At 58.9% G+C, this 19,075-nt stretch carries 16 protein-coding genes; 8 read left to right on the forward strand and 8 right to left on the reverse strand.

What is annotated here, in order from left to right; genetic code table 11:
* Positions 1-368: 368 nt before the first annotated feature.
* Both JFU37_RS09755 and JFU37_RS09760 read right to left on the reverse strand, forming a co-directional pair.
* Positions 369-674 (reverse strand): chaperone modulator CbpM, encoded by a 306-nt coding sequence (locus JFU37_RS09755; RefSeq protein ID WP_201115098.1) that lies wholly within the window; start codon positions 672-674, stop codon positions 369-371.
* 23 nt (positions 675-697) lie between these two features.
* Entirely contained in the window at positions 698-1,645 is a 948-nt protein-coding gene (locus JFU37_RS09760) for a DnaJ C-terminal domain-containing protein (protein ID WP_201115099.1), read from the reverse strand.
* Between the two features lie 298 nt (positions 1,646-1,943).
* On the opposite strand from JFU37_RS09760, the gene JFU37_RS09765 reads away from it, so the two are divergent.
* Complete coding sequence (locus JFU37_RS09765; RefSeq protein ID WP_201115100.1) at positions 1,944-3,218, forward strand: Hsp70 family protein; 1,275 nt, start codon at positions 1,944-1,946, stop codon at positions 3,216-3,218.
* Between the two features lie 122 nt (positions 3,219-3,340).
* Here the strand turns inward: JFU37_RS09765 and JFU37_RS09770 are convergent, their stop codons facing one another.
* From JFU37_RS09770 to JFU37_RS09785, 4 genes are all read right to left on the reverse strand, one after another.
* On the reverse strand, positions 3,341-4,354 hold the full coding sequence (locus JFU37_RS09770; protein WP_201115101.1) for an AI-2E family transporter: 1,014 nt from the start codon (positions 4,352-4,354) through the stop codon (positions 3,341-3,343).
* A gap of 154 nt (positions 4,355-4,508) precedes the next feature.
* The gene (locus tag JFU37_RS09775) at positions 4,509-4,814 is read right to left on the reverse strand and encodes a PsiF family protein (protein WP_201115102.1); all 306 of its coding nucleotides are present in this window, start codon (positions 4,812-4,814) and stop codon (positions 4,509-4,511) included.
* Between the two features lie 89 nt (positions 4,815-4,903).
* A complete protein-coding gene (locus JFU37_RS09780; protein ID WP_207201409.1) occupies positions 4,904-9,229 on the reverse strand; it encodes a dermonecrotic toxin domain-containing protein in 4,326 nt (1,441 codons plus the stop codon).
* A gap of 118 nt (positions 9,230-9,347) precedes the next feature.
* Positions 9,348-10,130: an AraC family transcriptional regulator gene (locus JFU37_RS09785; protein ID WP_201115103.1), complete on the reverse strand. Its 783-nt coding sequence runs from the start codon at positions 10,128-10,130 to the stop codon at positions 9,348-9,350.
* A 98-nt stretch (positions 10,131-10,228) separates the two neighbouring features.
* Here JFU37_RS09785 and JFU37_RS09790 point away from each other — a divergent pair, with 98 nt between their 5' ends.
* Positions 10,229-11,116 (forward strand): DMT family transporter, encoded by an 888-nt coding sequence (locus tag JFU37_RS09790; RefSeq protein WP_201115104.1) that lies wholly within the window; start codon positions 10,229-10,231, stop codon positions 11,114-11,116.
* Positions 11,117-11,201: 85 nt separating this feature from the next.
* Here the strand turns inward: JFU37_RS09790 and JFU37_RS09795 are convergent, their stop codons facing one another.
* Both JFU37_RS09795 and JFU37_RS09800 read right to left on the reverse strand, forming a co-directional pair.
* Positions 11,202-12,092 (reverse strand): esterase/lipase family protein, encoded by an 891-nt coding sequence (locus JFU37_RS09795; RefSeq protein ID WP_201115105.1) that lies wholly within the window; start codon positions 12,090-12,092, stop codon positions 11,202-11,204.
* 265 nt (positions 12,093-12,357) lie between these two features.
* Complete coding sequence (locus JFU37_RS09800) at positions 12,358-14,448, reverse strand: AsmA family protein (protein WP_201115106.1); 2,091 nt, start codon at positions 14,446-14,448, stop codon at positions 12,358-12,360.
* A 387-nt stretch (positions 14,449-14,835) separates the two neighbouring features.
* On the opposite strand from JFU37_RS09800, the gene JFU37_RS09805 reads away from it, so the two are divergent.
* The 6 genes from JFU37_RS09805 (at position 14,836) to JFU37_RS09830 (ending at position 18,875) form a co-directional block, all read left to right on the forward strand.
* A complete protein-coding gene (locus tag JFU37_RS09805; RefSeq protein WP_201115107.1) occupies positions 14,836-15,390 on the forward strand; it encodes a hypothetical protein in 555 nt (184 codons plus the stop codon).
* 171 nt (positions 15,391-15,561) lie between these two features.
* A complete protein-coding gene (locus JFU37_RS09810) occupies positions 15,562-16,194 on the forward strand; it encodes a TetR family transcriptional regulator (protein WP_201115108.1) in 633 nt (210 codons plus the stop codon).
* Between the two features lie 270 nt (positions 16,195-16,464).
* Entirely contained in the window at positions 16,465-16,965 is a 501-nt protein-coding gene (ureE, locus tag JFU37_RS09815; RefSeq protein ID WP_201115109.1) for an urease accessory protein UreE, read from the forward strand.
* Positions 16,962-17,636, forward strand: coding sequence for an urease accessory protein UreF (locus JFU37_RS09820; protein ID WP_201115110.1), 675 nt, complete (start codon positions 16,962-16,964; stop codon positions 17,634-17,636). Before ureE ends, JFU37_RS09820 begins: the two co-directional genes overlap by 4 nt.
* Before the next feature lie 23 nt (positions 17,637-17,659).
* Complete coding sequence (ureG, locus tag JFU37_RS09825) at positions 17,660-18,274, forward strand: urease accessory protein UreG (RefSeq protein ID WP_010464137.1); 615 nt, start codon at positions 17,660-17,662, stop codon at positions 18,272-18,274.
* Positions 18,275-18,302: 28 nt separating this feature from the next.
* Positions 18,303-18,875 (forward strand): HupE/UreJ family protein, encoded by a 573-nt coding sequence (locus tag JFU37_RS09830; RefSeq protein ID WP_201115111.1) that lies wholly within the window; start codon positions 18,303-18,305, stop codon positions 18,873-18,875.
* Positions 18,876-19,075 lie beyond the last annotated feature (200 nt).

A 19,075-nucleotide genomic window follows, 5' to 3' on the forward strand; every position in this document is an offset into this window, starting at 1 on the left:
GTTTGGACCGGCATCACAAAATACAAATGGGTTTATTAACTCTTCGGCAGGAGCTTTTAGCCGTCAACCCACCACTGGATTTAGCTCAACGCAGGGGTCAGCAAGTGCCTCACGTCCTGGTCCACCCGTAAACCGGGATACTAAGCCAGTGGTCACTGCAGAATGGCCAGTTACCATCGATCGGAGAGGTGCGCAACGAGTCAGACTGAACGAGCCCCCCCTTCTCGCCCCACTGTAAGAGTCCTTTCGAATGGCGTTGAAATTGGTCGTGATGGAGTAGAACGAATAACGCTGGAAAATCTCCACCGTATCAGGGGAGGCGAATAGTACGAGCGCAACGTGATGGCACTCGTGAAATTACCATCGCCCTACTCCACCACCAACCGCCCCAACCGCTGCCTGAGCATCCGGTTCTCCGCCCTTAGCTGCTGAACCTCTTCAAGCAAATCCAGCGCCAGGGCAACACCTTCCCACTCCAGCTCCAGGTCGCGCCGCAACTTGGCGGCGCGCTTGGCCAATACCAGTTCGTAATCGGTGAACCGCCAATCCTTGGGCACCGTGCCCTGAGGTTCGAGGATGCCGTGCTCGACGATTTCGATCACGTAGACGTCCGACAGGTCGGTCGCCTCACAGAATTCTGCCATGTCCAGTTGAACGATCAGGGGGGTGCTCATGATGGGCTACTCCGTCTCTCGGATCAGAAGTTTTCTCTCGGGTCGAACGCAGCTTTCTTCGCCAGTTCCTGCCACAACGCCTTGACCTCATCGCTCGAGGTTTTGGGCATCACAGCCTTCAACTGCACGAACAAGTAGCCACGCTCGCCAGCCTTGTTCAGCAGGCCGTGACCCTTGGCGCGCATGCGCTGGCCATTCTGGCTGCCGGCCGGCACCTTGAGATTGATCTTGCCTGTCAGTGTAGGCACGGCCACTTCGGTGCCCAACGCCAATTCCCACGGTGCCAGCGGCAGCGTGATGATCAGGTTCTCGCCTTCGACGTCGAACTTCGGATGTGGCGCAAAGCGAATGATCAGGAACAAGTCGCCATTGGCGCCGCCACCGATACCGGGAGCCCCCTGGCCCTTGAGGCGGATGCGCTCGCCGTCGGCCACACCGGCCGGGATCTTCACGTTCAGGCTTTTGCTGGTATTGCTGACGTGCTGGCCGGCAGCGTTGTACTGCGGCACCTGGAAGGTGACCTTCTTCGATTCGTTCGAGAGGGTTTCTTCCAGAAAGATCCCAAGTTCCATTTCCACGTCTTGCCCTCGACGTCCGGCACTGCGACGCGACTCTCCACCACCAAAACCAGGCCCACGGTTGCCAAAGATCGAACTGAAGAAGTCCGAAAAATCACCCGAGTCCTGACCACCGCCGAAACCGCCAGCACCACGACCCTGCCAACCTGGCGGCCCCTGGAACGGTTGGCCGTGCTGGCCGTATTTGCGCAAGTCGTCGTACTCGGCGCGCTTGTCGGCGCTTTTCAGCGCTTCATAAGCCTCCGAGGCATCCTTGAACTTGGCCTCGGCGTCCTTTTCCTTGCTGACGTCAGGGTGGTATTTGCGCGCCAGCTTGCGATAAGCGGCCTTAATGGCCTTATCGTCCGCTGTCGGCTCCACACCGAGAATCTTGTAATAGTCTTTGAAGTCCATCGAGGGAATCACCATCCGTTATCGATATCGCGCCGTCACCGGCAGCATGCGCTCATTGGCAGCCGCAGGGTTGACCGATCTCAAGGTGTGTGACCGGGCGGCGCATCAGAAGTTTATCGGCAGCGGTGGACGGTTCTTGCGACCGCCCGGTGGCTACCAGACCCAATGCAGACAAGTTTGGGGCAAAGGATAGTCTTTCAAGGCGCTAATCGCTGAGATTTAGCGGATAGTCGGCCTTCGAATATTCGCCGCACTGACATACACTGCGCGGCCGTTTTTTAACCGGAACTCGAAAGACATGAAAAACGCATCTCCAGCCCGTGCCTGCGGTATCGACTTCGGCACGTCCAACTCCACCGTCGGCTGGCTGCGTCCCGGCGTGGAAACGCTGATCGCGCTGGAGGACGACAAGATCACCCTGCCGTCGGTGGTCTTCTTCAACATGGAAGAACGCCGCCCAGTGTATGGCCGTCTGGCGCTGCACGAGTACCTGGAAGGTTACGAAGGCCGGCTGATGCGTTCGCTCAAGAGCCTGCTGGGCTCCAAGCTGATCAAGCACGACACCAGCGTTCTCGGCACGGCAATGCCGTTCAAGGACCTGCTCGGGCTGTTCATCGGTCAGCTGAAGAAGCGCGCCGAGACTGCCGCCGGTCGGGAGTTCGAGGAAGTGGTGCTGGGTCGTCCGGTGTTCTTCGTCGACGATGACGAAATGGCTGACCAGGAAGCGGAAAACACCTTGGTCGACGTGGCCCGCGCCATTGGCTTCAAGGATGTTTCGTTCCAGTACGAACCGATTGCGGCGGCATTCGACTATGAGTCGACGATCGAAAAAGAAGAGCTGGTGCTGATCGTCGACATCGGCGGTGGTACGTCCGACTTCTCGCTGGTGCGTCTGTCACCGGAACGCCGAACCCATGACAACCGTCACGACGACATTCTCGCCACCGGTGGCGTGCATATCGGCGGGACCGATTTCGACAAGCAGCTCAGCCTGCAAGGCCTGATGCCTCTGTTCGGTTACGGCAGCCGGATGAAGAGCGGCGCCTACATGCCGACCAGCCACCACATGAACCTGGCGACCTGGCACACGATCAACTCGGTGTACTCGCAGAAGTCGACCCTGGCGCTGGGTAGCATGCGTTATGACATTGAAGACACCGGCGGCATTGACCGTTTGTTCAAGCTGATCGATCAGCGCGCCGGGCACTGGCTGGCCATGGAAGTAGAAGAAACCAAGATCCAGCTGACCCACGCCGACAGCCGCCATGTGCCGCTGGACCGCATTGAGCCGGGCTTGAGCGTGGAACTGAGCCGTGCGCTGTTCGAATCGGCCATCGACAACTTGCTGGAGCGCGTGCGCAACAGCGTGACCCTAATGCTGAACGACGCCAATGTGCGAGTCGATCAGGTCGATACCGTGTTCTTCACCGGCGGGTCGAGCGGGATTCCGGCGTTGCGCAACAGCGTTTCGGCAATGTTGCCGAATGCGCGGCACGTGGAAGGGAACATTTTCGGCAGCATCGGCAGCGGGTTGGCGATTGAAGCCATGAAGCGCTACGGCACGATGGACTGACCTGGAACCGAGTCGCCCCCTTCGCGAGCAGGCTCGCTCACACAATTGACCTGTGTTCACAGTACTAATGTGGGAGCGAGCCTGCTCGCGAAGGGGTCAGTCCAGGCAATACATCTCTTGGATCAAACCATCCCCAGCAGCTTCAACTCACTCTTCAAATACGCGTAGTAAATCGGCCCCGCCACCACGCCCGGCAGGCCGAACGCGGCCTCGAACACCAGCATTGCCAGCAGCAACTCCCACGACTTGGCACTGATCTGCCCGCCGACGATGCGTGCGTTGAGGAAGTATTCGAGCTTGTGGATAAAGATCAGATAGCCCAGCGCCGCCAACGCGACCCAGATTGACAGCGACAGACCGACGATGGTGATCAGGGTGTTGGACATCAGGTTGCCAATCACCGGCAGCAAGCCGAGCAGAAAGGTCAGCACGATCAGGGTTTTGGTCAGCGGCAGCTTGATGCCGAACATCGGCAGGATCAGCGCGAGGAAGATCGCGGTGAAGAAGGTGTTGAGCAAGGAAATCTTGATCTGCGCAAACACGATGTTACGAAACGCCTGGACCAACAGGTGCAGACGATCAAACAACGCGGCGGCCAGAGGCTTGCGCTTGGTCACATCCGGCACGAGCTGCAAGGCAATGATCGCGCCCAGCACCATGCCGATCAGCAGCGTCACGAACATGTGCGCCGCGTCTTTGCCGACGAGCTGTAAGTCGCTGAGGTGTTTGGTCATCCACTCGCCGATCGCTACACGAAACTCAGCGGCGCTGGCTGGCAGGTAGGCGTCGATGAACGGCGGCAGCTGCCCGCGCGCGCGATCAACGACGCCCATGAATTTGTCGAGAGAAGCGCCGGGATTTTCCGCTTCGTGCAACAGAAAGCTGATGGCGCCGGCAAAGATCAGTGCCAGTACACTCACCACGAACGTCCCCAGCAACGCCACTGCCAGCCACCGCGCACGCCGGCCTTCGATCAGCCGTTGCAATTGCGGGGTGAGCATGTTGACCAGTTCGAACACCAGCAAACCCGCGAGCAGGCTAGGCAGCAAACGCAGTGGGATCACTAGCAGCAAACCACCAAAAATGATGACCCAACTGATCAGCAGCAAAACGTGGCGTTGAGAAAACGTTGGCATACAGCCTCAAAACGAACGGCGTGAAAGGATTGGCAGTCTGCCAGCGTTCCGGCGGCGAAGCGAGCGGATCACCGGCAAAAGATCGCAGCCTGCGGCAGCTCCTACAGGGATCGCGGTCTCATGCAGGAGCTGCCGCAGGCTGCGATCTTTTGATTTATTTTTTCTTCAGACAATCACTCATGAACGCTTTGCGCGCATCGCCCTTCAAAGCCTGGGTGGTGGCGGTGGCGTTGCAGGTTTTCATCTTTTCTTGCTGGGGGGTCATGGGTTTGGCGGCTTCGGCTGCCGGCGCCGCTTTCAGGCAGGTGCTCATGAATGTTTTGCGCTCATCGCCCTTGAGGCTTTTCGCGGTAGCGTCGGCATTGCAGGTGGTCATCTTGTTCTGTTGGTCAGTGGCGGCAAAGCCGTGGGCGCAGAGCAACAAACCGATCATCAACAAAGGGACACGCAACATCTTCATGGAGTTTTCTCCTTGTTGCCGCGCCGATGGACGCGACGTCATTCTGGAGTGTAGACAAAGCTTGTTACGCCGCCGTGGGGGCTTAAACCCTACTCAATGTCTGCGCTTGTTTCTAAAAGTGCTTTGAAGGCTTCGCGATAGCCGTAATAGGCATTGATTCGCCGATTAATAACGGAAGCGGGCAAACGCTCGAACGACACCGGCGTACCGCCAGGCACGCTGTAGGTACTGCCCAATGCTTTCAATGAGGTGAATTGGGCATAGGCACCGGATTGGTACAGTTTGTTTATTTTTATCTGCCGGTAGGTGTTTGCCTCGGCCACGTCAGGCAATGCCGCCTGGCCCGGCGGCACATCGTTTATAAACGAATAAGTGGCAACGGCAGGACCAGGTTCCAGCGTCGCCACCGCTGGCAGTTCGAACTGGAAGTAGCCATTGCTGGCCAGGTGTGCGGAGGGAAACTCGGGCCAGGAATCGGCGACAACCAGTTGTTCGGGATTGAGCAAGTCATCCCCGATCACCACGTATTGATGGTCAAATCGGGTGGCCCTGACGATATGGATTTTGGACGTTCTGGGCTGGCTGGCGAGTATCGAAAACGTCACCTTCGAGTTTTCCGAACAGTTACCCCCCTTGATAGCAATGGCTTTGCGCGCCGCTTCAGCGATGGTGAGTTTGGCGGTGAACCCGCCCTCCTCCAGGTTCAGCTCCCTGAGCCCTTTGATCTTCGCGATCGCCGAGCCACCGTTTTCCCAGATACTCGGCAATTGGTTACCGGACAGGGGAATAAGCTCCTTGGCCCGATAGATCGCACGCTGGGCCAATTGCAGGTCGGCCATGATTTTGGGTGACACTTCGACAGGCTCGGCTGACGTTACAACGTCAGTGAAGAGCGTCTCGCTGTAACTGCGCAGATCGGCCAAAGGTTCACTGGCCTGCGCGGTGTTCTCTCTCACGTTGCGTGACAGTGACCGGTATTCATCCAGGCGACCGGTCCGCTCCAGATTGCGCGCATTGATCCCCAGATTCAGCTCGGACTCCGTCAGCGGTATCAGGCCGTCCGCGGTAAACAGGCGCTCGACCAGCGCTTCGAACTGCTCGGGCAACATCAGCTTTTCCAGGTCGGGCAAGGCTTCGATGCTGTGTACCGCACTCACATTGGCTTGTGCGTCGCCAGCCGCATTGGCGTTGTTCAGTGCTTGCCAGAGTGCGTCGAAGTACGCGTCGGGACAGGACTGGTGCATTAACTTCAGTCCCCGTAAATAGTCGAATTTTTCGTATCGCGAGACCGAAGGATGAAACGCGCCGGCCACCAACTCTGGATAGAGTGTTTCGAGGTGCAGCAATTCGGCCACTTCATCTCCAGCGGTCGGGGCACCGCCGCGAAGGCGCATCACCTGAGGGTCAAACGTAAGGGGCTCAAGGACCGGAAGATCGGACAATACCCGCAACAGCCGATAAGGCTTCAACGCGTGTTCACGCACGGCCAGTTTCAACGTCGGCCCTTCGCCGATATGAATGTTCAGGCCGATGCGCTCGGCATCCGGAAGGGCTTGCAAGATCGAAGCGTAAAAGTCGGCACCAGAGTGCAACGCGTTGCCTTCATCATCGTGAGATTGAAACGTCAGGTCTTCACGCTCGACAATTGTGCGGCGAATCGGCGCATCGCTGCGGCCGATGCTGTCCAGCAGTCGGCCACGGTAGTCGAAGCGCACGACATCAATCCGTACATCGGGATTCCATCCGGGCAGATTCTCCAGCGAGTGCAGCGCCAGCCGGCGCGTATCGGGGTTGTCCACCGAGTCCAGATACAGCCCTTCATAGGCCCGACAGATTCTGACGTCCTGAAGCGCCCAGCGCGCAAGGTTTTCGAGTCTCGGCGGCCATTGCCCACGCTTTATCGCCTGCAACTCCGCGGGCGCGGCGATCGACAGCAACTCCTGTGCGACGGCACCCGGCAGGCCCGGGACTTTTGCCTGGAGCCTCCGCACGTCGCCACTCGCGGAATACCTGGCGGCCTCGGCACTGGCATACCCAGCGCTGAACAACGACGTTCTCTTGCGCCGGGCCAACCGCGCCAGCCCGGTTCTCATCCGCCTCGCATTCACGTCGGGAGCGGACACCGGCTCACCGAACTCAACGTTCATCAATGCTTTGGTTTCATCGTTATCCAGATGCGATAACAAGGTTTTCATCAGGTCGCCGTCGATCAACTGTTTCGGGTCGATCCGCATGGGTGGCGCCTTCGCATCACCAATGACCTGAAGGACTTCGCCATTGGCACCGACAAGCGCCATGCCCCGACCGGTCCACACGCCATCGAGCAATTGAAATTGCAGAACCGGGTCGGCTTGCAAATAGTCCTGAGGATGGTCGCTGCCAATCTGCTCAATGAAGGTTTGAATGTCGCGATCGATCCTGAACCGGATCGCCGTATCGCTGAGCGACGGCAAGGGCCGTTCATTGTCGGCATACATTCGGCGTATCGCGTAGGTGTCGGTTCTGCTGACCGTGCGAATGTCACCGTAGGCGTCAGACAATCCCCTCAATGACGGCCCAAGCCGTGCCATTAGTGTGTTGTCGTCCCACGCATGCGGTTGCTCGCCTTCAATCACGAACGCGCCGTCACCGTTGCTGTTAACCACCGGCTCATAGGCCTGCGGCCGCGCCGGATGTTGGACACGATGCTGGTTGGTTTGCGGGTCTTTCCTGAGTTTGAAGTGACGCGTATCGACGCGCAGTACCGGTTGACCGGCATGCTGATGCAACCCTGCCGAATCGGCTTTCGAATCGGCAGACAAACCCAGGTTGGTTTGCACGTAGGGCTCGAGGTCCTGGCCCCACAGGCGTTGACTGCCGTCGCTCAAGGTAACCGGTTGTGTCCCTTCGATGAAGGACGACAGCTTGGGCACCAGCGTGCCACCAACGATTTGCATGCCGCCGGCAAATAGCCCCAACTGAATCAGGCTTTCGGTGAAACCGATCAAGTGCTCGGCGGCTTCCAGGTACACCCCCTCCGCCAGATCCACGACGCCCTCGACGACTTCACTGACCAACTGATAAACCATGTACACCATCATGACTTCCCCAAGTCCGGGCACGAATGGCGTTACAACCAACAGGGCGACGTTGAAGATATCCGACAGGATTTTTTGCAGATTGGCGACCCAGGCCCAACGTTCCGCGCTGTCGGCATCCGCCGTGGAGATCACCAACGCCCGTGCGTCGTTGAGTAGTTTGTTTTGCTGCTGCTGATAGAGATAAACCCATAGATCGCCCCTGAAGCGATGCTCGGTGTCACTCTCAAACCCCGTCACGCCAAAGTGAACGCGAGGGTTATCGATTTGCGCCAATCGTTGGTTGAGCGTCGCAAAAAAATGCCCCCGTTGCTGATGATCGACAAACCGGCTGAAGAACTGCTGATAGCGCAGACCCGATACCCCCTGATCAGTACCGCGCAGCTGGCGTATCAACTCGCGGGAGAACGCCACCAGTGATGGATATTGTTTTAACGGGTGCTCAGGATCGTGCGGAACATAGGCGATGACACGCCGGGTTCCGCTATAGGGCGCGTCCAGATCAGGCGCGATCAGTACGATGCCTTTCAGGCGCGTGTCCAGCATCGTCAGGTGGTGGTAACGAACGGGAATGCCATCCAGCTTCAGCCCCTTAACGTCGTTGAGCATGCCTTGAACAACCAGAAACCCATCGCTCAAAAGGTCGCCTTTCATCAGCGCTAAATGAGCGGCCGCGTTCAAGGTCGTTTGTTGGCTTTTGACGATTGTGCTCTGCAGTACCCCCTGTGCCAGACCATCAGCGGGGCGCAAGTAGTCCTCAAGGTAGCGCGAATAACGCGCGCCGATATCCAGTTCGCGACACAGCGTCTTGAACTGCTCGATGCTCATTTGAGTGCGGAGAGTGTTGATCTCGAACTGACCGCGTTCGTCGGGCCGGGTAATGAATTGCGAATCAGGGAGAAGTACCTCATCGATGGCGAAATTATGCAGTGCCGCATCCAGTAAAGAGACGGTTCGACTACTGACTCCCCCCATAACGTTCAGCACCCACGGGGACAATTTGACCGGAGAATACAACTTCAGAAATGTTTCCCTGACATCAACCTCAATGCCGTATTGATCTTTTAATGCCTGACTCAGCAACGGTTGGGCAAACGCGTAAGCGTCTTGCACTTCACGCAGCATTCGATCGACATCGTTTTGTGAACGCCAACTCGCCTCGGTGGCGAGTTTCAGGGCCGCATGCTCAATGGCCGAGGCCGTTTTAGCCCACGCAGGGATACTTGAGAGTGTGTCTTTAAGTGCGCGAACTCGTTGTGGCGCCGCGTGGGTAAACCACGCGGGAATAGCACTTTTAATAAAGTCGTGATGAATACTTTGTTCTGGGATATGACGCATAAATGATTGCCTGCCTAAGTGCGTTAAAAACAACTTTTGCAGGAGCGTACAGCGATCATTATCGGCTTAATGAAGTGCGTTTCTGATTAGCTTGTAAGAGATGTCCTATACCCACCGATCAAGCGACTCGTTGTCGCCGATACTGCTCCGGCGTGCACCCGGCCTGGCGTTGAAACATGGCGATAAACGCCGAGCCAGTGCTGTAACCCATGTCGAAGGCAATCTCCTGGATGCTGCGCTGACTGCCCAGCGCTTCAATCGCTGCCAGAAACCGCAAACGCTGCCGCCACTCGCCGAAGCTCATGCCCAACTCACGCCCGAACTGCCGCGCCAAGGTGCGTTCGCTGACATGGATTTGCTCGGCCCAGTGCGCCAGAGGCCGGTTATCCCCTGGCTCGGCCTGCAAAGCTTCGAGTATCCCGAGCAAGCCGGGGCTGCTGGCGTAAGGCAAATAACATTCATGCTCCGGCGCTTGCTGCAGCTGATCCACCAGCACCTGGGCCAGACGAATGTCGGCCTCGTGCTCGGGAATCTTTACGTCGCGGGCGGCGAAGTCCTTGAGGATCGCCTTGAGGATATCGCTGATCGCCAGGGTGCAGGCCTGCTGTGGCAAGTCGCGACATAGCGCAGGCGCGAGGCAGACCGCACGGTAGTTGATCGGTTGATTGCTGTAGAAACTGTGCTCGATATGCGGCGGCACCCACACGGCGTACTGGGGCGGAGACATGAAGCGACGGCTGCCAATTTCCATGTGCAAGACACCGCTGGCCGAATACTCGAGGGTGCCCCAAGGGTGACGGTGGGCCGAGGCGTATTCGTGGGTGTCGAAGTCGGCATAACGGAAGTACACCGGAGCAGGCAATTCGCTGAAGTGCAGCAGGTCGATGTGTTTGCTGTTCATGCTGTCCGTCACCAGATGCGAGTTGTCCGGATCGAAGTATAGGCTTTGATACAGACAGGCGGATAATTGCCCCTCATTAACGTTCTGGTTTTCTCCTGATGCAATACGCTTACCCCCTGCTGGCCATTTTCATTTGGGCGGGCAACACCGTCATCAACAAGCTGGCCGTCGGCGCTATTTTCCCCGCCGAGATCGGTTTCTATCGCTGGCTGCTCGCCGGGATCCTGTTCACGCCGTTCATGCTCAAACCGGTGATCGCCCACTGGCCGTTGATCCGCCCGAACCTGGGCAGGATTTTCATCCTTGGCGTGCTCGGCATGGCCGTCTATCAAAGCCTGGCGTACTTCGCCGCGACGCTGACGTCGGCCACCAACATGGGGATCATTTTGTCGCTGATGCCATTGATGTCACTGGCGATGGCGATTGTCAGCCTTGGCCAGCGCCTGACGGCTGGGGCATTGGCCGGTGCGGTGCTGTCGTTTGCCGGCGTGCTGGTCGTGGTGTCGTCCGGCAGCCTGGGCGCGTTGCTGGCACACGGGGTGAACCTGGGGGACGCGATGATGCTGATCGCCACCTTGGCCTATGCGATTTACAGCACACTGTTGAAAAAATGGCAGCTGCGATTGCCGCCGCTGGTGTTGCTTTATTTGCAGGTACTGGTGGCGGTGGTGGTGCTGTTTCCGCTGTTTGCCGCCTCACCGAAAACGGGCCCGACGCTGCAGAATATTCCGCTGGTGCTTTACGCGTGCTTGTTGGCGTCGATGCTGGCACCGCTGGCCTGGATGCAAGCCGTGGTGCGTCTGGGGCCGAGCCGGACCACGCTGTTTTTCAATCTGCTGCCGTTGATTACGGCGCTGATTGCGGCGGTGGTGCTCCATGAGCAGTTGGCGATGTATCACCTGGTGGGCGGGGTGTTGACGTTGGGTGGGGTGATTGTTTCGGAGCGGTGGACCACGGTTTTAGGTCGTAAGATTAGCGTCGCCTGATTGAAAAAGATCGCAGCCTGCGGCAGCTCCTACAGGGGAATGCGTTCAAAATGTAAGAGCTGCCGCAGGCTGCGATCTTTTGATCTTATACACCCGCCGCTTTTAGCCGCGCCGCATGCTCGACAAACAACCGTATCGGCTCCGCCCCCTTCCCCACCAACCCCAGCGACTGGTTGACGATGTCGAAGTGATCCAGCGGATACTCATCGCCAATCACCGTCCCCAGGTGCGAGCTATAACGCCCGACCATCCCGTCGCAATGCCCGACTTCGCGCACGAAGGTCCTGGCAAACAACCGGCAACTGCGATTCGTCCCGTCAAACAGATTGCGCCCGCGATCAGTCTTGCCTGGCTGTAACGTTCCGGACCACGAGTAATAACGCACGCCATTGACCTCTTCCGGCCCGTGCCCGCCCCAGGTGTCCGGCAGGCCCTGTGGATAACGCTGGTTGAACAGCGTAACGCCCGCCGTCGTCAGGGATTCATGACAAGCGTGAATATCCACCGGTAGTTTCGGCCCGCGATAGCCGGTATCCAGCAGGCACATCAACGCGCCGATCACCCGCAGTAAAAACGCCAGCAGTCGGCCCTTCATGCGGTCCGACGGGTAGTGTTTCTCCAGATAGTCCGCCAATTCAGAGCCATGATTGGGCCCTGCCACCGAGGTGACCGAAGCCACCCGATCCGGGCGTTTGGCGGCGGCGTAGCGGGCCGTCAGCGAGCCTTGGCTGTGGCCGATCAGGTTGACCTTCTCGGCACCGGTTTCCCGCAGGATCTCGTCAATGCGCACCAGCAATTGCTCGCCGCGCACCTGCGATGAGTTGATCGGCGACACCTGCACCGCAATCACCGTTGCACCCCCCCGGCGCAATGCCTCCACGATCCCGTACCAGTACGGATAAAGCACCAGACGGATAAACCCGAGCGTGCCCGGGACCAACACCAGCGGGTAACGCGTGGCAGAACCTTGCGACATGGCTGAACATCCTTGTGATCGGTGAGGTGACGCAAGGCGCAATGAATGCAAAACATCCGCCAAGCATCGCCATCGAAGATGACAACTCCACGACCAGTCTATGACAGCCGCCCTACTTCAGCCCGACCACCCGACGCATCTTCGAAGACATCCTGAAAGTTCTCTAAAGCTTTAAAGCAAAAGATCGCAGCCTGCGGCAGCTCCTACATTGAGAATGCGATCCCCTGTAGGAGCTGCCGCAGGCTGCGATCTTTTGATCTGCCTTTTATCGGGTGGGTTTAACAGTCACTGGCGCCTTGCCCGCCTTCATCTGTTCCAGCAACGGCGCACACTGATTCGGCTCGCCACCGCTCGGCGCGACCAGCGCCAGCAACCCCGCGGCGGGTGCGGCAATCACGCCCAATGCCACCATCCCCGCTCCGCGCAACATCAGTGGCACCGTTTTCACCCCCGCATCCGGCTTGATGAACTTGCCTCGCACATATAGCGGCGAACGCAACGAGATCAGCCGCCAGCCTTTGGAGTCCGGAGTGATCGTCAGGTTCAGCTGTTCGGTGGCCATGTTCGCCGTGCCATCGATATAAACGATTGCGTTCTCGGTATCGAAGACGAACAAGCGTGTGGTCGCCAGCCCAGTCTTGATATCGAAGTCGGCGGCGGCGCAATTGATCTTCACTTCCTTGTCGCCAAAGATCCTGCCGACCACGTAGTTGCCGACGTTGAGCCCAGCCAGCTCCATCAACTCACGGCTGATGGCGCCATCATTGATCAGCATCTTCAGATTGCCATTGGCACTGCCCAACAGTTTGGCCACCGAGTTACCGCGACCGGTGATATCGGCATCGCCATTGAGCTCGCCGAAACTGGTTTTCATCGGTTCAAAGGTCGGGAACAACTGTTTGAGTTTGAAGCCGCGCGCGGTGAGTTTGGCCTTCCCTTCCAAAGGATCGGTATGACCGTTCAGGCGAATCTGCGCATCGAGCTTGCCGCCCGCCACGCCAAAACGCAGGGGTTCGAGACTGAGCACGCCATCGGTGAGCACCACGTGGGTATAAAGGTCATTGAACGGCAGCTTTTCGCTGTGGACGATGCGCTTGCCGGTGAACTCGATGTCGGCGTCCATATCGCGCCAGCGTTCGGTTTTGAATTCCTCGACCGGCAACACCTTGTCCGCCGGCTGCTTGCTTTCACCGCCACGCGCTTTTTGCTTGGCATTCGAGTCGGCGCCGATCAATGGCGCCAGGTCGGCAAACAGCAATTGATTGGAGACCAGCGAGCCGCTGAGTTTCGGCCGTGGCTGGCTGGCAACGTAGGCCAGGCTCCCATGGATGTCGCTCTGGCCGATCTTGCCGTTGAACTCCTCATAGCGGAATACCGCGCCACCCGCCTCGTGCAGCTTGGCAATCAAGTGACCGTCCGTGGCGTAAGGCGGGGTATCCGGCAGGGTTACGCCGATCAGCGGATAGAGATTACCGAGGCTGGTGCCGGCCAGTTTCAGCTGCAAGTCCAACGCGCCGAGGTTCAGCGGATCGGTCAGGGTACCGGCCAGTTCGACACGGGTGTCGGCGATCGTCACCTGAGCCTGGAGCGGAAACGGCCTAGCGGCGTCCTGCAACGCCAGCAGGCCACCGATTTTTCCTTCGCCCGCGAGTTTCTGGTCGTGGTATTGGCCTTTGACCTTCAACGCGAACGCGTAGTCCTGGGGCGCAGCGCCCTTCTCCAGCGCGGTTTTCGCTGCTTTGTCGCCGACGATCTCACTGAACGGAATCGGCTTGCCCAGCGGATCGACAATCAAGTCGAGCTGAGTCTTCAGGCTCTGGTCGTCGAGCGTGACGTGCCCCTTGTCGAAGCCGATCGCACCGATGTCGACCACCCACTTGGAAGGTTCGGCGTTCGGGTCCTTGGGATCGAATTTGAACGTCCAGTTGGCGCGGCCGTCGGCCAGACGTTGCAGATCAGCATTGGGTTCGGTGAGATCAATACGCGGGATCACTACGCGCTGCGCCAGCAAGGCCAGGGGCGAGATCCGCAACGCGACGCGCTTGAGGGTGACCATCAGCGGTTTTTTCGACCAATCCGGGTTGCCCAGGCTCAGATCTTCCGCCACCACATGCGGCCACGGCACCCAAGCCCGCCAGCCCCCCTCGTCGAGTTCGCGCTGCCAGACCACCGCCAGGTTGCCGTTGATGGCAAACGGGCGGTGCAACTCTTCGGACACTTTGGCATTGAGGGACGGTTTGATCCGGTTCCAATCGAAGAACACGATGATCAGAACCAGTACGGCCAGCAGGACAATAAGGCTGGCGAAGGTCCAGGCGGCTATTTTTTTCCAAGCAAGTTTACGAGTGCGCGTCATTGCACAGAGCTCCAGATACGACTGAGCGCCCTGACTGCGACGCACGTGTGAAACGTTAGGCCAGAAACGGCCTGCCATGGAACCTACGACTGGAAAACAGCCCGCAGGTTTAATCGAAAGACCGATTGGTCAGCAAATAGTCGGTCGGACACTGGATTTCCCCTTAATCCAACGTTACTGCGCCCGCACTTTTGCGAGGCAAAAGTGAGTCGAAAATACCCACCACAGGGCAAAAATGTCCGCCGGAAACACCCGAACTAGAGCCTTTTCGCGGAACAATCAATTCCGTTGATTATTACCATTGCGTTTATGAACTTTTATATCGACTTATCGAGAGTAGCATTAGCTTCGTACCCACTTTATCGCCCTCCTACGGAGCACCCAATCATGAAACGCCAATTACTGCTTAGCCTTACCCTCTCGATGCTAGCCAGCACTGCTTTTGCCCTGCCAGCTGCAGACCAGGCAACTCCGCAAGTGAAATCCACCCACGCGGTGTTCAGCCAAACTGTCGCCGCCGATGGTTCGGATCGCACGCCACAGGGCCAGACACTTGCCGAAGGTGGTAACGATCGCCTGAAAGAAAAAGGCCTGATCACTCAAGACGGCTATGACCGTACCCCACAAGGTCAAACCCTGGCTGCCGACGGCTCGGATCGCACTCCACAAGGTCAAACCCTGGCCGCCGACGGTTCCGACCGCACTCCACAAGGCCAAACCCTTGCCGCCGACGGTTCCGACCGCACTCCACAAGGCCAAACCCTTGCCGCCGACGGTTCCGACCGCACTCCACAAGGCCAAACCCTTGCCGCTGACGGTTCCGACCGCACTCCACAAGGCCAAACCCTTGCCGCCGACGGTTCCGACCGCACTCCACAAGGCCAAACCCTTGCTGAAGGTGGTGGTGACCGTGTAATCGAACGCAACAGCGCTGTGAGCTAAGGCCATGGCCGCCCTGAAAAAAAGCCCAATCCCCGGATTGGGCTTTTGATTTTTAGAGATTTGCGCTTTATATAGGCCGCTCTTCCCCGCCTGATCCCCAATAGTCGTTCGACGCCGGCAAAGCCGATTTGCTAGAGTGCGCCGCTGTCCTGTCCAGAAATCACTCTTGCGATGCTGCCCCGCGCCGAACAGAAACAACAGACCCGTAACGCCCTGATGGACGCTGCCCGCCACTTGATGGAATGCGGCCGAGGATTCGGCAGCCTGAGCCTGCGCGAAGTCGCGAAAACCGCCGGGATCGTGCCGACCGGTTTCTACCGGCATTTCGCCGATATGGATGAACTGGGCCTGGTGTTGGTGAGCGAAGTCGGTCAGACCTTCCGTGAAACCATCCGCCTGGTGCGCCACAACGAATTCGTTATGGGCGGCATCATCGATGCCTCGGTGCGAATCTTTCTCGACGTGGTTTCGGCCAATCGCTCGCAATTTCTGTTTCTGGCCCGTGAGCAGTACGGCGGTTCGCTGCCCGTTCGCCAGGCCATCGGCCGATTGCGCGAAGACATCAGCTCGGACCTCGCGGCCGACCTGTCGCTGATGCCGAAACTGCAACACCTGGACATCGCCGGCCTGAGCGTCATAGCTGATCTGATTGTCAAAAGCGTGTTCGCAACGTTGCCGGACATTATCGATCCCCCCGCAGAGGCATTGCCGGAGCATCTGACGCCTCAGGCGAAGATTACCCAGCAGTTGCGCTTTATCTTTATCGGGCTTAAGCACTGGCAAGGTCTCGGCAGCACCGAATAACCACTGTGGGAGCGGGCTTGCTCGCGAAGGCGGCGGCACATCCGGCATCTATGTGTCTGCAAGACCGCTTTCGCGAGCAAGCCCGCTCCCACATGAAACATCGACCTCGCTGCAATTTGGTGCGCCATCCAATCTCCCGCACCAAATCGATCCAAAAATCCACAATATCCCGAAATACGCGCTCAGATCCGACAGCCATTTCCTACACTTCACCCGATTGGCAAGCCCCTTGCTCTAGCCTGACTACTGTCCATTGCTGGAAGCCGTCCAATGCTGGTGATTCATCGCAGAATCGACCCTAAACCCGTCTGGGCCGCCGAGTTGCACCTGACCTTCGAAGCGCGGAGCAAAAGTCGCTTGCGCTGTTTCAGTGCCGAAGGCGAAGACGTCGGGTTGTTTTTGGAGCGCGGCCAACCACCGCTGTATGACGGCGAATGCCTGCAGGGTGAAGACGGCCGGGTCGTCCGTGTCTGCGCCCGCCCCGAACAACTGCTGCACGTCACCTGCGCCAATGCCTTCGAACTGACCCGCGCCGCCTATCACCTGGGTAATCGCCACGTGGCCCTGCAAATCGGTGATGGCTGGCTGCGCCTGCTCGACGATTACGTGCTCAAGGCCATGCTCGAACAACTGGGTGCCAAGGTCGAGAACATTGAAGCCCCATTCCAGCCCGAACACGGCGCCTATGGCGGCGGCCATCACCATTCGCGGCACGGCGACGAAGACTTCAACTACGCGCCGAAACTGCATCAGTTTGGCGTGCGTTTATGAATCCAGCCTGGGCGCTGCTGCGTCTGGCCAGTCCGCAGTTGCCGATTGGTGGCTACAGCTATTCCCAGGGCCTGGAAATGGCTGTGGATAACGGCCGCGTCAACAATGCCGATAGCGCAAAACGCTGGATCAGCGACCAGCTATTGCTGAATCTGGCGCGCTTCGAAGCGCCACAGCTGCTTGCCCATTGCGTGGCGGCGGCAGAGGAAAACTGGGGCGAGTTGCTGCAACGCTGCGAAGAACACCGCGCCAGCCGCGAAACACGCGAGTTGCATCAGGAGAGCCGGCAGATGGGTTATTCGCTGCAGCAATTGCTCAACGGCTTGCCGGAGCTCGACGCGCCGGCCCGCGCCTTCCTCGAACAATGCCCCGAGCCGCACCTGGCCCTCGGTTGGGCGCTGGCCGCTCGTGCGTGGCACATCAGTCCCCAGGACGCGCTGGCCGCATGGCTTTGGAGCTGGCTGGAAAACCAATTGGCGGTGTTGATGAAAACTCTGCCGCTGGGCCAGCAAGCCGCGCAACGCTTGACCAGCGAACTGTTACCGCAACTCCAGCAAGCTCAGCAGAACGCCACCCGAATCAACCCCGAACACAATGGCAGCGCCACTTTCGGCCTGTCCCTGGCGTGCATGGCCCATGAGCGCCAGTACAGCCGCCTGTTCCGTTCCTAGGGCCTATTATTTTGGAGAATCATATGAACACACAACCTCTGCGCGTCGGCATCGGCGGCCCGGTCGGTTCCGGCAAAACCGCCCTGACCCTGGCGCTGTGCCTGGCCCTGCGCGACCGTTACAACCTTGCGGTGGTCACCAACGACATCTATACCCGCGAAGACGCCGACTTTCTGGTGCGCAACGAAGCCTTGGCGCCGGAGCGGATCATCGGTGTGGAAACCGGCGGCTGCCCGCACACGGCCATCCGCGAAGACGCCTCGATCAACCTCGAAGCCGTGGACCAACTGAACCGCCGCTTTCCGGGGCTGGACCTGATTCTGGTGGAGTCCGGTGGCGATAACCTGTCCGCAACCTTCAGCCCGGAACTGTCCGACCTGACCATTTACGTGATCGACGTTTCGGCGGGCGACAAGCTGCCGCGCAAGGGTGGGCCGGGAATCTGCAAGTCCGACCTGCTGGTGATCAACAAGGTCGACCTCGCGCCATTGGTCGGTGCCTCGCTGGAGCTGATGGACAGCGACACCACACGCATGCGCAACGGCAAGCCGTTTGTCTTCAGCAACCAGAAAACCGGCCTCGGCCTGGAAGCAATCATCGCCTTCATCGAGCGCCAGGGCCTGTTGACCGCCGCCTGATCACGACTATCAACAAGGAAGCTTATCCATGACACTGAAACGCATCCTGGGCACCCTGGCGCTACTGCTGACCCCAGCCATCGCCTTCGCCCACCCGGGCCATGGCGACAACGGCTTGATCGCCGGCATCAGCCACCCGCTCGGCGGCCTCGATCACTTGTTGGCGATGGTCGCCGTCGGTTTGTGGGCGGCGCAACAGAAAGGCGCAGCGCGCTGGGCCCTGCCGTGCACCTTCGTTGGGACCCTGCTGATCGGCGGTTTGCTGGGATTTGAGGGGTTGAACCTGCCGGCGTTGGAAAGCGGAATTGCAGCGTCGGTATTGGCGCTGGGCTTGGCGGTGGCGGTGGCGGTGCGTCCGCCGATTAGCGTGGCGATCGGTGCCACGGCGCTGTTTGCGCTGTTCCATGGCGTGGCGCATGGCCTGGAGTTGCCGGACATGTCGAATCCCTGGATGTATGCGGCGGGTTTTGTCGCAGCGACGGCGGCCTTGCATGGATTGGGTTATGCCGTGGTGCGGGTGTTGCCTCAGGCAGCGGCGCCTTTAGTGCGACTGGCCGGTGCGGCCTCGGCGGCGACTGGGGTCTGGTTGTTGGCGGGTTGAGATCTTTATCGCCAGTGATGGCCTCTTCGCGAGCAGGCTCGCTCCCACATTAGTCCTGCGTACACAGGTCCACTGTGGGAGATTTTTACCGTCAGTGATGGCCTCTTCGCGAGCAGGCTCGCTCCCACATTGGTCCTGAGTACAGAGGTCCACTGTGGGAGCGAGCCTGCTCGCGAAGGCGGCCTGACAAACACCACATC

It is taken from the genome of Pseudomonas sp. TH41, assembly GCF_016650695.1.
Lineage (GTDB): Bacteria > Pseudomonadota > Gammaproteobacteria > Pseudomonadales > Pseudomonadaceae > Aquipseudomonas.

Bases quoted from the DNA above. Each gene is read 5' to 3' on its own strand.
- JFU37_RS09785 (WP_201115103.1), bottom strand. From the start codon at position 10,130: ATGAACAGCAAACACATCGACCTGCTGCACTTCAGCGAATTGCCTGCT.
- ureG (WP_010464137.1), top strand. From the start codon at position 17,660: ATGAACACACAACCTCTGCGCGTCGGCATCGGCGGCCCGGTCGGTTCC.
- JFU37_RS09765 (WP_201115100.1), top strand. From the start codon at position 1,944: ATGAAAAACGCATCTCCAGCCCGTGCCTGCGGTATCGACTTCGGCACG.
- JFU37_RS09820 (WP_201115110.1), top strand. From the start codon at position 16,962: ATGAATCCAGCCTGGGCGCTGCTGCGTCTGGCCAGTCCGCAGTTGCCG.
- JFU37_RS09830 (WP_201115111.1), top strand. From the start codon at position 18,303: ATGACACTGAAACGCATCCTGGGCACCCTGGCGCTACTGCTGACCCCA.
- JFU37_RS09810 (WP_201115108.1), top strand. From the start codon at position 15,562: ATGCTGCCCCGCGCCGAACAGAAACAACAGACCCGTAACGCCCTGATG.
- JFU37_RS09780 (WP_207201409.1), bottom strand. From the start codon at position 9,229: ATGCGTCATATCCCAGAACAAAGTATTCATCACGACTTTATTAAAAGT.
- JFU37_RS09800 (WP_201115106.1), bottom strand. From the start codon at position 14,448: ATGACGCGCACTCGTAAACTTGCTTGGAAAAAAATAGCCGCCTGGACC.
- JFU37_RS09760 (WP_201115099.1), bottom strand. From the start codon at position 1,645: ATGGACTTCAAAGACTATTACAAGATTCTCGGTGTGGAGCCGACAGCG.
- JFU37_RS09790 (WP_201115104.1), top strand. From the start codon at position 10,229: ATGCAATACGCTTACCCCCTGCTGGCCATTTTCATTTGGGCGGGCAAC.
- JFU37_RS09775 (WP_201115102.1), bottom strand. From the start codon at position 4,814: ATGAAGATGTTGCGTGTCCCTTTGTTGATGATCGGTTTGTTGCTCTGC.
- JFU37_RS09795 (WP_201115105.1), bottom strand. From the start codon at position 12,092: ATGTCGCAAGGTTCTGCCACGCGTTACCCGCTGGTGTTGGTCCCGGGC.
- JFU37_RS09755 (WP_201115098.1), bottom strand. From the start codon at position 674: ATGAGCACCCCCCTGATCGTTCAACTGGACATGGCAGAATTCTGTGAG.
- JFU37_RS09770 (WP_201115101.1), bottom strand. From the start codon at position 4,354: ATGCCAACGTTTTCTCAACGCCACGTTTTGCTGCTGATCAGTTGGGTC.
- ureE (WP_201115109.1), top strand. From the start codon at position 16,465: ATGCTGGTGATTCATCGCAGAATCGACCCTAAACCCGTCTGGGCCGCC.
- JFU37_RS09805 (WP_201115107.1), top strand. From the start codon at position 14,836: ATGAAACGCCAATTACTGCTTAGCCTTACCCTCTCGATGCTAGCCAGC.